This is a genomic window from Nonomuraea polychroma, assembly GCF_004011505.1.
Taxonomy (GTDB): domain Bacteria; phylum Actinomycetota; class Actinomycetes; order Streptosporangiales; family Streptosporangiaceae; genus Nonomuraea; species Nonomuraea polychroma.
Genome location: NZ_SAUN01000001.1, coordinates 427,359 through 441,925, shown reverse-complemented (window position 1 = coordinate 441,925; position 14,567 = coordinate 427,359). Strand labels below are relative to the sequence as shown.

General features: G+C 71.8%; 10 protein-coding genes. 4 read left to right on the top strand and 6 right to left on the bottom strand.

The window, feature by feature from the left end:
- Nucleotides 1-8 precede the first annotated feature (8 nt).
- A complete protein-coding gene (locus EDD27_RS01960; RefSeq protein ID WP_127930785.1) occupies nt 9-1,166 on the bottom strand; it encodes an ROK family transcriptional regulator in 1,158 nt (385 codons plus the stop codon).
- A 166-nt stretch (nt 1,167-1,332) separates the two neighbouring features.
- Between EDD27_RS01960 and EDD27_RS01955 the strand changes: the two genes are divergently transcribed.
- From EDD27_RS01955 to EDD27_RS01940, 4 genes are all read left to right on the top strand, one after another.
- Nucleotides 1,333-2,655 (top strand): extracellular solute-binding protein, encoded by a 1,323-nt coding sequence (locus EDD27_RS01955; RefSeq protein ID WP_127930784.1) that lies wholly within the window; start codon nt 1,333-1,335, stop codon nt 2,653-2,655.
- A gap of 2 nt (nt 2,656-2,657) precedes the next feature.
- The gene (locus EDD27_RS01950) at nt 2,658-3,677 is read left to right on the top strand and encodes a carbohydrate ABC transporter permease (protein ID WP_127930783.1); all 1,020 of its coding nucleotides are present in this window, start codon (nt 2,658-2,660) and stop codon (nt 3,675-3,677) included.
- Nucleotides 3,678-3,744: 67 nt separating this feature from the next.
- Nucleotides 3,745-4,596 (top strand): carbohydrate ABC transporter permease, encoded by an 852-nt coding sequence (locus EDD27_RS01945; RefSeq protein ID WP_127930782.1) that lies wholly within the window; start codon nt 3,745-3,747, stop codon nt 4,594-4,596.
- A gap of 77 nt (nt 4,597-4,673) precedes the next feature.
- Nucleotides 4,674-6,173: a glycoside hydrolase family 3 protein gene (locus tag EDD27_RS01940; RefSeq protein WP_127930781.1), complete on the top strand. Its 1,500-nt coding sequence runs from the start codon at nt 4,674-4,676 to the stop codon at nt 6,171-6,173.
- Here the strand turns inward: EDD27_RS01940 and EDD27_RS01935 are convergent.
- From EDD27_RS01935 to EDD27_RS01915, 5 genes are read right to left on the bottom strand one after another with little or no spacing between them, the layout of a single operon-like run.
- Entirely contained in the window at nt 6,113-6,742 is a 630-nt protein-coding gene (locus EDD27_RS01935; RefSeq protein WP_127930780.1) for a DUF6875 domain-containing protein, read from the bottom strand. The genes EDD27_RS01940 and EDD27_RS01935 overlap by 61 nt on opposite strands.
- Nucleotides 6,743-6,744: 2 nt before the next feature.
- A complete protein-coding gene (locus EDD27_RS01930) occupies nt 6,745-8,010 on the bottom strand; it encodes an FAD-dependent oxidoreductase (protein ID WP_127930779.1) in 1,266 nt (421 codons plus the stop codon).
- The gene (locus tag EDD27_RS01925; RefSeq protein ID WP_127930778.1) at nt 8,007-9,026 is read right to left on the bottom strand and encodes a methyltransferase; all 1,020 of its coding nucleotides are present in this window, start codon (nt 9,024-9,026) and stop codon (nt 8,007-8,009) included. The genes EDD27_RS01930 and EDD27_RS01925 overlap by 4 nt, the downstream gene beginning before the upstream one ends.
- A complete protein-coding gene (locus EDD27_RS01920) occupies nt 9,004-10,314 on the bottom strand; it encodes an MFS transporter (RefSeq protein ID WP_127930777.1) in 1,311 nt (436 codons plus the stop codon). The genes EDD27_RS01925 and EDD27_RS01920 overlap by 23 nt, the downstream gene beginning before the upstream one ends.
- Entirely contained in the window at nt 10,307-14,410 is a 4,104-nt protein-coding gene (locus EDD27_RS01915) for a non-ribosomal peptide synthetase (protein ID WP_127930776.1), read from the bottom strand. Before EDD27_RS01915 ends, EDD27_RS01920 begins: the two co-directional genes overlap by 8 nt.
- Nucleotides 14,411-14,567 lie beyond the last annotated feature (157 nt).

Sequence of the window (14,567 nt, the reverse complement as noted above, 5' to 3'; positions counted from 1 at the left end):
AGAAATTCTCACACAGTGTCGGAGAAAACCTGCTCCCGGGCCTGCTCCAACGCCGCGACCAGGGCGCCGCGCAGCACGGGGTTCCCGGTGACTCCCGTGGTGACCACGCTGGGCCGCGTGGGGCAGACCTTCGCCACCGCCTCCTCGACCCTGGCCGCCAGCTCAGGACCCCCGGCCCGGCCCACGTCGCCGGCGAGCACGATGAGCCCCGGGTCCAGCACGACGGTGACGGCGGCGACGCCAACGGCCAGCCGGTCCGCCACGGCGTCGAGGAAGCCGGAGCGGCCGTCGGCGACGGCGGCGCGGACCAGGTCGGCGCTCGGCCGCGCGCTCATGCCGTGCCCCGTGGCGAGCCCGTCCAGCGCGGCCTGACCCACCAGCCGCTGGTAGGAGCCCGACTGCGGCTGGGTGACGTCGCTGGGCAGCGGCTCGCCGGGCACGGGCAACCAGCCGATCTCGCCCGCGCCTCCGGTGCTGCCGCGATGCAGGCGACCGCCCAGCATGACGCCCAGGCCCTGGCCGACACCTGCCCAGAGGACCACGAAGTCGTCGACGCCGACGGCGGCGCCGTAGCGGTGCTCGGCGAGGGCGACGAGGTTGACGTCGTTCTCGATGGTCACCGAGGCGCCGAGGGTGGTGCGCAGGCTGTCCAGCACGCCGGTGTGCCAGGCGGGCAGGTCATAGGAGAAACGCACGTCGCCGGTGTCCGGATCGACCACGCCGCGGGTGCCGATGACGAACGCGCGCAGCTGCGGCAGCGTGATCCTGGCCGCCTCGCAGGCCCGCCGTACGGCCTCATGCACGGTGGCGACCGGGTCGCCGTCGGTCGGATTGACCACGACCTCGACCACGGTCCTGCCGGTGATGTCGGCCACACCGACGGTGATGGCGTCGGGCAGCACCTCGAGGCCGGCGACGTGTGCGCTGGAGGGCACCACGCCGTACAGGGCGGCGTTGGGCCCGCGCCCGCCGGCCCGCTCGCCGGCGACCTCCACGAGGCCTCGCTCCTCCAGCCGGGCGAGCAGCTGTCCGGCGGTCACCTTGGAAAGGCCGGTGCGTTCGCCCAGCTCGGCACGGGTGAGCGGGCCCTCGGAGAGGAGGAGCTCCAAAGCCGACCGGTCATTCAGACGGCGCAGCAGCCGTGGCACACCGGGATTCCGTGTCACGGGACCTCTCCCCTCTCGCAACGAAACGCTAACGGCAGTTTCTTTTAAGAAAGTTTCTTGTTAGTTTAGCACCTATTCGACACTGACGATCAGCCTGGTGCGGACCGCAGGCTCAGCACCCGATGAGCGCAGACCCGACGCGATTAGCCGGGAAGGGAGAACGCTAGTGAGGATCGCGAAGATCACGGCCACTACGGTCACCACGGCCGCCCTGGCCCTGGGCCTGGCCGCATGTGGCTCCGGAGAGACCACCACGCCCCAGCCGCAGGCCTCCGCCTCCGCCTCAGGCCCCAAGTACGCGGGCCAGAGCATCACCGTCTGGCGCCTCGGCGACCCCAACGAGCCGTCCCAGAAGTACATGGACGACCTCGTCGCCGAGTTCAAGACCCAGACCGGCGCGAATGCCACCGTGCAGTGGATTCCGTGGCCGCAGGTCAACGACAAGTTCACGGCCGCCGCGGCGGGCGGCGAGGGCCCCGACGTGACGGAGATCGGCAACGACCAGGTGCCGCTCTGGCAGAGCCAGGACGCGCTGGCCCCGGTCACGTCGATCACCAGCGGCGGCGAGCACGCGCAGATCCCGAAGAACCTCTTCGGCCTGGAGACCATCGACGGCGAGGTCTACGCCATGCCGTGGGGCGCCGGCACCCGCGCCGTCATGTACCGCAAGGACTGGTTCAAGGACCTCAAGATCGAGGTTCCGAAGACCTGGGACGAGGTGCTGGCGGCGGCCAAGAAGATCCAGGAGGAGAAGGGCAAGGACGTCGACGGCTTCGCCTTCAACGGCGGCTCCGACGCCAACCACCTGCTCGGCGCGCTGGCCTGGTCCGAGGGCGGCGAGTACGCCCTCAAGGAGGGCGACAAGTGGGTCGGCAAGCTCACCGACCCGGCCTTCAAGACCGGCTTCGAGACGTACACGGGCATCGTGACCTCGGGTGCGTCCAGCAAGTCCCGCCTCACCCAGAACACCACGGACATCCGCACGCGCTTCTCCAACGGCAAGGTCGGCATGTACCTGACCGCGTCGTGGGACATCGCCACCATCAAGGAGGAGAGCAAGGGCAAGGTGAAGGAGGACCAGATGGCCTTCTTCCCGCTCCCGTCCAAGGCCGGTGGCGAGACTCCCGCGTTCTTCGGCGGCAACGACATCACCGTGTGGAACGACGCCAAGAACAAGGAGCTCGCGCTCGAGTTCGTGAAGCTGGCCACCAGCAAGAAGTGGGCCGACCGCTACGCCATGGACGGCGGCCTGCTGCCCGTCTACCCGGACACGCTCGCCGAGCTGGCCAAGGACCCGGCGCAGGCGCCGTTCGCCGCCGCTTTCGCCAAGGCCAAGGCCTTCCCCGCCGACCCGCAGTGGACGGAGGCCAACGAGACCAAGGCGGTCCTGCAGAACGCGGCCCGCTCGGTCATCGAGGGCAAGGCCACGGCCGATGAGGCGCTCGCCAAGGCCAACAAGGAACTCGAAGACATCCTGAACCAGTCCTGACCATGGCGAACACGTCAACGCTCGCGCCCAGGGGCGGAGGGAACACCTCCGCCCCTGGGCGGCGCCGCCACACGTCACACAAGCGCGCGCGGGGCAGCGGGCTGCCCCCGCGGGCCATCCCGTACGTCCTGCTCATCCCCGGCATCCTGGTCATCCTGGGACTGCTGCTCTACCCGATGATCCAGATGGTCATCATGTCGTTCCAGAGCATCAGCCTCCGGGTGATCCGCGGCGTCGCGGAGCCGGAATGGGTGGGGCTGGAGAACTACACCAAGCTCCTCGACAACGACATCTTCTGGTCCTCGCTGCGGAACACGATCGTCTTCGCGGCCGTCACCGTGGCTCTCACGCTGATCCTGGGCACCGCCGTCGGCGCACTGCTCAACCGGCTGAGCAAGCGGATGTCCACCTTCGTGATCATCGGCATCATGTCCGCGTGGGCGGTTCCGCCGGTCGCTCAGGGCACGATCTGGCGCTGGCTCTTCGACGCCGAAGCCGGCATCATCAACTGGGCACTCAACCTGCTGCCCGACGGGCTGTCCACCTTGCTCTTCGGCCGGGCGGACTGGACCGGCCAGCCGTGGCTCAACGACGCGTGGTCGGTCTACGTGGTGCTGATCCTCACCGTGGTCTGGGCGTCCTTCCCGTTCGTGGCGGTGTCCGTGCTGGCCGGGCTGCGGGGCATCCCCGCCGAGCTCTATGAGGCGGCCAGGGTGGACGGCGCCACCCCGTGGCGCACGTTCAGGAAGATCACCTTCCCGCTGCTGAAGCCCGTCTTCGCCGTCCTGACGATCCTGTCGATCATCTGGGACTTCAAGGTGCTCAGCCAGCTCTACGTGCTGCTGAACGGGCCCACCAACCGCGAGGCGTTCAACCTGTCGCTCTTCTCCTTCGCCGAGGCCTTCAAGGCGCCGCCCAAGATGGGCACGGGCGCGGCGATCGCGGTGGTGCTGACGATCATCCTGCTCATCGTCACCGCCTTCTACACCCGCCAGATGGTCAAGCAGGAGGACCTCACGTGACTGAACGAAGTGAAGGCACCAACAAACACAGCACGCCTGGCGTCATGAGGCCGACGAAGGAGGCCTCATGACGCCGCTGGCCCGCAAACGGCTCAACAAAATCGCGCTGAACACGGCCGGCGTCCTGGTCTTCCTCTTCGCGGTCTTCCCGGTCTATTGGATGGTCTCGACCTCGTTCAAGGCCAACGACCAGATCTTCACCACCGACTTCATCCCGTTCCCCACCCACTTCACCTTCGAGCACGTCGGCAAGGTGCTCACCGACGGCGTGGCGGGCAACTCGATCTGGGTCTACATGCGCAACAGCGCGATCGTGGCGCTCGGCACCGTGCTCATCGGGTCGGCGTTCGCGCTGCTCGCGGCGACCGCGGTGGCGCGGTTCCGGTTCAAAGGCCGCACCAGCTTCCTGATCACCCTGCTCATCGTGCAGATGATCCCGACCGAGGCGCTGCTGATCCCGTTGTTCCTGAACGTCCGCCGGATGGGCCTGTACGACAACCTGCTCGGCCTGATCGTGATCCAGGTCGGCCTCACGCTGCCGTTCGGCATCTGGATGTTGCGCACCTTCGTCGCCGCCGTGCCCAAGTCCCTGGAGGAGGCGGCGTGGATCGACGGCGCGAGCCGGTTCACCACCTTCTGGAAGGTCTTGTTCCCGCTGGTGGCGCCGGGGCTGGTGGCGACGAGCATCTTCTCGTTCATCACCGCGTGGAACGACCTGATCTTCGCGCTGGTCCTGATGAAGGACACGACCGGTTACACCATGCCGGTGGCCCTGCAGTTCTTCTTCGGGCAACGGGGCACCGACTGGGGCGCCATCATGGCGACCTCGACGCTGATGACCTTGCCGGTCATCGCCTTCTTCCTGCTGGTGCAGCGCCGCATGGTCTCCGGCCTGGTGGCCGGGGCCGTGAAGGGCTGATCTTTCCTTACGCACGTCAGGGTGCGGCCCTCACGCGGGCCGTGCCCTGACCGTGCCCTGAACTTTGATGAGGAGCCATGAGCCAGAGTGATCGGGGGCTGCGCCGTCTCGCGGCCGGCACACTGCTCGTCGCCTTCGACGGCACCACCGCGCCCGACTGGGTGCTGAGAGAGCTGGAGCGCGGTCTCGGCGGCGTCACGTTGTTCGGCTTCAACGTGGCCGCGCCGGACCAGGTGGCCGGGCTCACCGCGGCGCTGCGGGCGGCCGGCGAGCCGTTCATCTCCCTGGACGAGGAGGGCGGCGACGTCACTCGGCTCGCCTACCACGTCGGCAGCCCCTACCCGGGCAACGCCGCGCTCGGCGCCGTGGACGACGTCGAGCTCACCCGCCGGGTCTACCGGGCCATCGGCTCCGAGCTGGTCGCCGCCGGGGTCAACCTCGACATGGCGCCCGCGGCCGACGTCAACACCGCCGAGGACAACCCGGTGATCGGCACCAGGGCGTTCGGCGACGACGCCGAGCTGGTCGCCAGGCACACGGTGGCCGCGGTCCAGGGCCTGCAGTCGGCCGGGGTCGCCGCGTGCGTCAAGCATTTCCCCGGCCACGGCGCCACCACCGTCGACTCGCACCTGGCCATCCCGGTCGTGGACGTCACGCTGGACGTGTTGCGGTCCAGGGAGCTGGTGCCGTTCGTGGCCGCCATCGAGGCCGGCGCGCGGTCCGTCATGACCGCCCACGTCGCCGTCCCCGCCCTGACCGGCGACCAGCCCGCCACGCTCTCGCCGGCCGCGATCACCGGGCTGCTCCGCGGGGAGCTCGGCTACGACGGCGTGGTGGTCAGCGACGCCCTCGACATGCACGCGATCAGCGAAGGAGTCGGGCTCGCCAGAGGGGCCGCCCTGTCGCTCGCGGCCGGGGCCGACCTGCTCTGCCTGGGGCCGAAGCCGGGCTACGACGAGATCCTGGCGATCATCGCCGAGATCGTGGCCGCCGTCGGCGACGGGCGGCTGCCGGCGGAGCGCCTGGAGGAGGCCGCGGCCCGGGCCGACCGGCTGCGGGCCTGGTTCGCCTCGGGGACGAGCGTGCGGGACGACCCCGCGGACGTCGGCCTGGACGCCGCCAGGCGCGCGGTCAGGCTCGACGGGTCCGCGGGCCCGCTGACGGATCCGCTGGTCGTGGAGGTCGACACCCCTCCGACGATCGCGGTCGGCGACGTCCCGTGGGGCGTCTCGCCGTGGCTGCCCGAGGGCGAGGTGGTCCGGGTCACGCCGGCCGAAGCCGTCTCCGAGCGGCTTCTGGAGCGCGCCAAAGGCCGCTCGCTGGTGGTGGTGGTCAAGGACGCCCACCGGTACGCCGACAGCCGGGCGCTCGTCTCCGCGCTGGTCGCCGCCCGGCCCGACACGATCGTCGTCGAGATGGGGTTGCCCATCTGGCGGCCGGGCAGCGCGGTCTACCTGGCCACGTACGGCGCGGCCCGGGCCAACACCAGGGCCGCGATGGAGCTCCTCACGAGCGGTCAGCGGCCCCGCGCGGCGGCGATCGCCGCCCTCGATCGGTCACCGAAGCGCTCCGCGTAGGCCGCCGCCTGCCGCGGGTCGTCCTTGAGGAACGGCAGGTCCGTGGCCACCATTTGCCTGATCGCCAGGAGCGGCACCGGGCTGCTCAGCGGGCGGAAGTCGGCGTTCCACAGGCCGGGCTTGGGCGGCGGTCCCGGGTAGAACTCGCCGATCATGAGCCCGGCCTCGACGTACTCCGGCTTCAGCGCCCGCTGGGCGGCGTCCACGACCTCGACCAGCGCGTCCGGGAGCAGCACCAGGATGGTGCGGAACTGCGGCGACACCCTCGGCGGAGAGACCAGCCGCTGGAACCACGAGCGGTAGCCGGCCAGCAACTCCGCCACCTCTTCCGCGCTCGGCCGGCCGGGGCGCACGGCCAGGAAGAACGTCCCGCGGTCCAGCGCGGTCTGGGCGAACGGGCACACCGGCCCCTTCCTGCCCAGCTCGGGGTGGGGGCGGCACAGGTACTCGCGTGCCCAGGTCACCACGCGGCGCAGCGCGTCGCCGTACCGCAGGACGAGGTCGTGGTCCCCGTCGAGGTCGCTCACCTCGACGAGGACGCGGTCGGGATCGGTGGGATCCGTCAGCATCGTTAGCGGCCCTTCCTGGCGAGCATGGTGAGCGCGAGGAGCCCTGCGGCGCCTGCCGCCGTCCAGCCGAGCACGGCGTCCTGCCGTCTCGACCGGGCGAGCGCGTCCGCGTACGGCGTGGTGGAGTGGGAGACCATGGTGTAGAGCGGCACCCAGCGGCCGGGCAGCAGCCTGGCCAGCATGAGGTCGGCCTGCTTGCGCAGGAGGTGAAGCGGGGAGCGCACCTGCTCGCGCAGCTCGACGAAGTTGCGCCGGGACAGCTCGTCGAGCACGTCGGTGTGCGGTCTGCGGGCGCTCTCGAACGCGGCGAAGGCCGCCGCCGGGTCCTCCGCCGCGGCCAGGCAGCGGTCCAGGACGGTGCAGTCCTCCAGGGCGGAGTTCATGCCCTGCCCGTAGAAGGGATAGACGGCGTGCGCCGCGTCGCCGACGAGCACGACCTTGCCCGCGTCGTGCCAGGGGGTCGTGCGGATGGAGACCAGATGGCCCACGGGCCGCTGGGCGAACTCCTCGGCCAGGTCCGGCATGAGCGGCAGGGCGTCGGGGAAGCGCTCGGCGAAGAAGGCCTCTGGGTCGGTGATCGCGGCGAGCCGCCCGGCGGGGAGGAACAATGTCGCGGTCATCGAGCCGTCGAGGTTCGGGTGCGTGACGATGAGGCCGTCGTCGCCGCCCGGCCACACATGCAGGGCCTCATGGTAGTCGGGCACCTTCGGGATGGTCAGCTCCTTGTACCCCCAGGACAGGAACTCCTGGTGGAAGTCGGCCGGCGCGCCGCGCTGCATCAGCGTCCTGACCGTGGAGAACGCGCCGTCGGCTCCGACCACCGCGTCGGCGGGCACGGTGCCGTGCTCGGTGACCAGCGCGGGGCGGTCCCGATCGAGGTCCACGACCTTGTGCCCGAAGTGGAAGGCCGCGCCTGCCTCCGTCGCGTGGTCGATGAGCTTGGTCACGAGGTCGCGGCGGCGGATGGAGTGGAGGATCTGATCGTCGCTGGTGCCGTACGGGTGGAAGGTCACCTTTCCGCCGGGGCCGTGCACCGCTCTGCCCCGCATGGGCACGGTGAGCGGCCAGATGTCCGCTATGAGGCCGACGTCGGTGAGCGCCTTCACGCCGCGGGCCGACAGGCCGAGGTTGATCGAGCGGCCCTCGTCGTCGTCACGCGGGCGTGGGTCGGGCCGGCGTTCGTAGACCGCCACGCGGTGGCCGCGCCCGGCCAGGTAACACGCGAGCAGGCTGCCGGCCGGGCCCGCTCCCACGATGACGATGTTCATGTCGCTCTCCGGGCCACGAGCAGCTCGTCGGTACCGGGGGCGTCGAGCGGGCGCCGTTCGATCCCGGCGAGTCCGGCGGCCGCTGCCCAGCCGGCGACCTCGGCGAAGGTGTAGAGCCGGCCGCCCTGGGTGGCGGCGAGGTTGAGGCTGAAGCCGGCCAGGAAGGCCGCGGCGTGGCCGCGGGTGCCCGGGGGCGGGTCGGCGAACGGCTCCAGCACCAGCAGCGTGCCGCCCGGCTCCAGTGCTGCGGTCACGCGGGCGACCAGGGCGGCGGCGTCCTCGGGGGCGAGCCCGTGGCAGACGTTGAACAGCAGCGCCGCGTCGTAGCGGCCCTCGACGGCGTCGCGCAGGTCGCCGGGGACCAGCGTGATCCGGTCGCCGAGGCCCGCCTCCTCGACCCGGGCGCGGCCTTCCGCCAGTGCGCCTGGCAGGTCCACGACGGTCGCCGCCAGCCCGGGCACGGCCTGGCAGAACGCGATGCTGTAGATCGCGTGCCCGCCTCCGACGTCCAGAAGCCTGCCGCCGAGGGGCGGGGCCTGGTGGACGACGGCTGGCGCCATCGACCGCGCCATCCCGGCGAGCATGTCGTGGAAGGCGCGTAAGGTGCCGGGTCGCTGCTCCAGCCAGGGATAGTACGGTTCGGGCGGGTGCCCGGTGCGTACGGCCTCCTCCAGCCCGGTCCACAACTCGCCGATCACGTCATGCCAGAGCGCCAGGCCGGTCGTGAACCCCTCGGCGGCGGGCCCGAGGGCGTAACGGCCGTCGCGGCGCTCCAGGTAGCCGAACCGTACGAGCGCGTCGAGCAGCACGGCCAGCGGCCGCTCGACGACGTCCAGCTTCCTCGCCAGATCGTGCGCGGTGTCCGGGCCGGCGGCCAGCGCGTCGAAGACGCCGAGCCGCTGCGCGGTCCCGCCCGCGCGGAAGGCCATGGCGCCGATGAGGTCGAGCAGGGCACCCGGGCCTTGGTTCAGGTCGCGGAAGGCGTGGAGCTCGTCAGGATCGAGATAGAGCGGCATCGGAGGGCTCCTCAACGTCGGGCAGTTCTGTCTCCAGCCGGCGCAGCCGCGGCTGGAGGTACGCGAGGGGCGCGAGCACGAGCAGCGCCGCCCCCGTGAGCAGGAAGATCGTGGCGATGCCGCGGCCGGGCCCGGTGCCGACCAGGCGGCCCACACTGCCGGCCAGCGCACCGCCGGGCGCGAGCAGCGGCTCGAAGACGCGGTCCGCCAGCGGCCCCGCGGCCAGATACGTCAGCACGGTCGCGGACTGGGTGACCGCCCGCGTCGTGGCGAGCACCCGGCCCAGCTCGGCCGGGTGCGTCTTGAGCTGCAGGATGGTGATCCCGGTGCCCTGCACGAACGGGATCGTGAACAGGAACGCGGGCGCGACCACGGCGATCAGCGCACCCGACGGGCTGAGGCTGTGCGCGGCCAGCAACACCCCGCCCAGCGCCACGAAGCAGACCAGGCCGCGCACCCGGCGCCGGGGACCACCCCAGGCGCTCATGACCAGCCCGCCGGCGAACAACCCCGACCCGCCGGCGAACATGAGCGCCCCCAGCAGCGCCGCCGAGCCGAACGACAGGATCAGCGGCTGGACCAGCACCCCGGCCATGCCGAAGAACAGGTTGTACGCGGCCAGCAGCCCCACCAGCCAGGCCAGCCCCTTCCTGGCCCGCAGGTGCCGCAGCCCGAAGGCCAGGTCCCGCAACCACGGCTCGGCCGGCCGGCCCGCGCCCGGCCTGGTCACCTCGCGCGGCAGTGGCACCAGGTGCAGGACCGCCCGCGAGAGCAGGAACGTCACCAGGTCGATCACGACCACGCCGGTGAGCCCGACTCCGACCAGCAGCGCCCCGGCCAGTAGCGGGGAGGCGATCCGCACGGCGTCGGCCACCTGCATGAGCCCGTTGGCCCTGCCGAGCCGCTCCTTGGGGACGAGCGACGGCATCATCGCGTGGTAGGCCGCCATCTGGGCCGTGCCGAACACGGCGCCGACCGCGGTAATCACGTAGATGTGCCACACCTGCAGGTCGCCCGCCGCGAGCAGCAGGGCCAGCACGCCAGTGGTCAGGGCGGCGCCCAGATCGGCGGCCATCATCAGCCTGCGCCGGTCCCAGCGGTCGGCCAGTGAGCCCGCCGGCGGCGAGAACAGCACCTCCGGCAGCACGGCGCAGAGCGTGATGGTCACGAACTGGGTTGCGGAGCCGGTGCGCTGGAAGACCCATACGCCCAGCACGAACCCCGTGACGCTGGAGGTGATGATCGATAACAGTTGGGAGGACCAGATCGTCAGGAACGCCCTAGGCAAGGCCGCCTCCCCGCATGAGCTCCGCCAGGTAGGTGTCGAGCAGGGACGAGGCAGGCGGGCAGACGAGCCCGGCGGCGGCCAGTAGCCCTTCGGTCGCGGTGCAGTCGAAGCGGGGCGCGCCCTCGTCGCCGTACTCGGCCAGGAAGGCGGGGAAGGGCGCCAGCGGCAGGCTCTCCCCCGCCGCCAGCCGGCCCCGTACCTCGGCCCGCCACTCCGTACCGGGAACGAGCCGCACCGGCAGGCCACGCGCGGCCAGACCCGCGGCCAGGTCGGCCGAGCCGAGCGTGCGCGGGTTGTGGTAGTGGAAGTCGCCCTGCGCCCCGCTTCTGGCCAGCAGGCCGATGGCCGCGGCCACGTGCTCGACCGGCGCCATGTCCAGGTGTTCCCCGTCGGGCACCGAGCCGAGCAACACGCAGGTGGCGAGGAACCTGCCGAGGAAGTCGTCCCGCGCCGACCCCCCGGTGATCCTGGCCGGGCGGTGGATCGACACCGGCAGCCCGGCCTCGCGTGCCTGTGCCGCGAGCCGGTCGGCCACCCATTTGCTCTGGTCGTAGCCCAGGTGGAGGCGCCCGGGGTCGGGCAGCGGGTCCCCCTCGCGGACCACCCTCTCCCCCGGCACGAGATACACCCCGAGCGTCGAGACGACGTGTAGGGGGATGGCCGTCTGGGCGGCCAGCCGGAGCACGGCCAGCGTGCCGCCGACGTTGGCCGCCTTCAGCCTGCCGTACGGGCGGACGAAATCGACCAGGCCCCCGCTGTGCACGATCAGGTCGAGCTCGCCCGGTAGTTCGGGCAGGTCCCTCGTGAGGTCGCCGGGCTCGGCGACGATCCGCCCGGCGAACTCCTCCCGCCACAACCCGTGCGCGGCGAGGTTGCGCCGCACGCGCTCACCGGGGCCCCGTACCAGGCAGTGCACGGTGGCCTTCGAGTGCGTCAGAAGGTCGGCGAGCAGATGAGCGCCCAGGAACCCGGTCGCGCCGGTGAGCAGGATCCGCCCCAGCCCCCTCCGGCGCGGCCCGCGCGCGACGGTGAAGTCGCCGGGCAACACGGCCTCCGCGCGAAGATCTGGAGCCGCGGCAGGCGCCTGCCCGTCGATGACGCCGGCCAGCTCCGCCAGGTCGGCGCAGGCGAAGAAGGTGGCCAGCGGCACCCGGACGCCGGTCTCCTCGGCCAGCCTGGCGACCATCCGGGGGGTGAGGAGCGAGTGCCCGCCGAGGTCGAAGAAGTTGTCGCGCCGCCCGGCCCGCGTGCCGAGCAGCTCCGCCCAGACGGCGGCGACCCGCTCCTCGGCTGGGGTGTGCGGGCTCTCGTACGGGGGCGCCGCACTCTCCGGCTCGGGCAGCGCCCGGTAGTCGATCTTGCCGTGCCGGGTCAGCGGCAGGGCGTCGAGCATGACGACGGCGGCCGGCGTCATGGCCGAGGGCAGCCGGTCCGCCAGGAACGCCCGCAACTCTGCCGCGCTCACGGGCTCGCCGACGAGGTAGGCGACCAGCCGCCCGGCCGGGGCGGCGACGACCGCCTCCCTGACGCCCGGGTGGGCCAGGCAGGCGGCCTCCACCTCGCCCGGCTCGACGCGCACACCGTTGACCTTGAGCTGCCTGTCGGTACGGCCGAGGAAGTCGAGCGTGCCGTCGGCCCGGCGGCGGACCATGTCGCCGGTGGCGTACATGGTGCCGGAGCCGAAGGGGTCGGGCAGGAAGCGTTCGGCGGTGAGCTCGGGCTGACCGAGATACCCCATGGCCACGCAGTCGCCGCCCAGATGCAGCTCTCCCGGCACGCCGACGGGCGACGGGTTGCCGTGCCGGTCGAGCACGTAGGCGCGGACGTGGGGCAGCGCCGTGCCGATGGGCAGCTGCGTCCGGCCGGCGAGTTCGCTGCCGTCGATGGTGCGGTAGACGGTCGCGCAGACCGTGGCCTCGGTGGGGCCGTAGTGGTTGTAGAAGGCGACCCGGCCGCCGGTGAGCCTGGCCCAGGTCCGCAGGCGGTCCACGGGCACGCTCTCGCCGCCGACCATCATCGTCGTCAACGGCCCCGGATCCACGTGGTCACGTCCCGACAGGTCCTCGACCCACTGCTGCCACAGGGCCGAGGCCGTGTCCACCATGGTGACGCCGAGGTCGGCGCAGAGCCGCAGCAACGTCTCGCCGGTGAGCGAGGCGGGGTCTGGGTGCAGGACGAGCGCGGCGCCGCTGATCAGTGCCGGGAAGATGTCGCCTGCCGAGGCGTCGAAGCTCAACGGCGGCACCATGAGCACCCGCTCACCCGGGCCGAAGCCGTGCACGTCCCTGAACGCTGTGGCCAGCCGCGCCGCCGTCCGGTGGCCGACGACCACCCCTTTGGGCACGCCGGTGGAGCCCGACGTGTAGATCACGTACGCGGCGCCCTCCTGGGCCGCGCGGCCGGGCAGGCGCGTGATCCCGGCCTCGTCGATGACCGCCGCGCAGGGCTCCAGCACGGCCCGCGTCCGGGCGGGCGGCTGGCCGGGATCGACGGGCACATACGCGGCGCCGGTCTTGAGCACGGCGAGCAACGCCACGATGGCCTCTGGGCTCGCCCTCATGCGCAGCGCCACCAGGCTGCCCGGCGCCACGTCGAGCTCGCCCGCCAGATCCGCGGCCCGCGCGTCGAGCTCGGCGTACGTGAGCACGCCCGCGGAGGTCACGACCGCGGGCGCGTCAGGCGTGCGCGCGACCTGCCGCGCGATCAACTCCTCCAGCCGCGGGAGCGGCTCGCTCACGCGCGGCTCGGGCAGCACGGCACGCAGCTCCTCCGGCGAGAGCATGCGCAGCTCGGACAACCTGGCCTGCGGCCGCGCGGTCATCTCCTCCAGAAGCCGCCGCAGGTGCCCGCCCATCCGCCACACGGTGTCCCGCTCGAACAGATCCGTCCTGTACGTGAACATGAACTGCAGATGCGTGTCGGAGACGACCACGTCGACCGCCAGGTCGAACTTGGCGGGCGCCAGCCCGGAGACCACGGGAGTGCGCTGCAATCCGGCCAGCCGCAACGGCTCGATCCCGGCCTCCAGGCCCTCGCCCGGGTTGTCGAGGTTGAGCAGCGTCTGGAGCAGCGGCGCCTGGTCTCTGCCCCCGCGTACCCCGGCGACGACCTCGTCGAACGGCGCCCCGCCGTGCATGAGCGCCCGCAACGTCCGTCGGCGCACCCGTTTGACCAGGTCCCTGACGGCCGGGTCGCCGGCCAGCTCCGCGCGGATCGCGAGGGTGTTCACGAACAGCCCGACGACCTGCTCGAACTCGATCTCGTCACGCCCCGCGACCGGCGTGCCCACGCAGAAGTCGTCCTGCCCGGTGTACCGGGACAACAACGTCTGATAGGCGGCGAGCAGCACGATGAACGGCGTGCACCGCTCCGCCCTTGCCAGCGCCCGCACGCGGTGCCACAACTCCACGGGCACGCGCTGGATCACCAGGTCGCCTGCGCCGGTGGGCGTGGCGGACCGCGGCCGGTCCGCGGGCAACTCGAGTGCCGGCACTCCGTCCAGCTCGGCGCGCCAGAAGGCCAGCTCCCGGCCGTGGTCCTCATCGCGCCGGCGGCGGGCGTAGTCGCTGTAGGACGGGGGCGGGCCGGCCGGGCTGGGCGGCGGCGCGGCCCGGCCGGCCGCGAAGCAGGCGTACAAGCCGGACAGCTCCGGATACAGGATCCGCTCCAACGACCACGCGTCGCAGACGATGTGGTGCAGCATCAGCAGCAGGACGTGCTCGCAGTCGGCCGTCCGCAGCAGGCTCACCCGCATGAGGGGCCCGCCCGCCAGGTCGAAGGGCTGGTTGGAGCGCTCGGCGAGCAGGTCCGGCAGGCCGTCCTCGGTCGTGTCGACGATCTCGATCGCGACCGGTTCCGCCGGCCGCACCACCGCGGCGGGCATGCCGCCGATTTCCGGGAACACGGTGCGCAGCGCCTCGTGACGGGAGACCAGCTCGGTGAACGCACGCCCCAGGGCCTCGACGTCGAGGACGCCGGTGAAGCGCTCGGCGACGGCGATGTTGTACGAGGCGTCGCCGCCGGAGAGCCGGTCGAGGAACCACAGCCGCTCCTGCGCCCTCGACATGACCGCGGTACGGCCCCGTGCCAGATGCATGATGACGCTCCCTTGACCGCGGGTCCTTAACTGGGAGGTTGACGTGTAACTCTTAGGAAAGTTTCCTATTTATTCGGCGGTTTGATGCTATACACAGGGGGCGACCGCAGACAAGGACCGGGCGCGACAAGATCCCGAAGCGGGGGCGAGAGGGCGA

Coding starts and splice junctions, on each gene's coding strand:
- EDD27_RS01915 (WP_127930776.1), bottom strand. CDS start 14,410: ATGCATCTGGCACGGGGCCGTACCGCGGTCATGTCGAGGGCGCAGGAG.
- EDD27_RS01935 (WP_127930780.1), bottom strand. CDS start 6,742: ATGCTGACGGATCCCACCGATCCCGACCGCGTCCTCGTCGAGGTGAGC.
- EDD27_RS01950 (WP_127930783.1), top strand. CDS start 2,658: ATGGCGAACACGTCAACGCTCGCGCCCAGGGGCGGAGGGAACACCTCC.
- EDD27_RS01930 (WP_127930779.1), bottom strand. CDS start 8,010: ATGAACATCGTCATCGTGGGAGCGGGCCCGGCCGGCAGCCTGCTCGCG.
- EDD27_RS01925 (WP_127930778.1), bottom strand. CDS start 9,026: ATGCCGCTCTATCTCGATCCTGACGAGCTCCACGCCTTCCGCGACCTG.
- EDD27_RS01940 (WP_127930781.1), top strand. CDS start 4,674: ATGAGCCAGAGTGATCGGGGGCTGCGCCGTCTCGCGGCCGGCACACTG.
- EDD27_RS01945 (WP_127930782.1), top strand. CDS start 3,745: ATGACGCCGCTGGCCCGCAAACGGCTCAACAAAATCGCGCTGAACACG.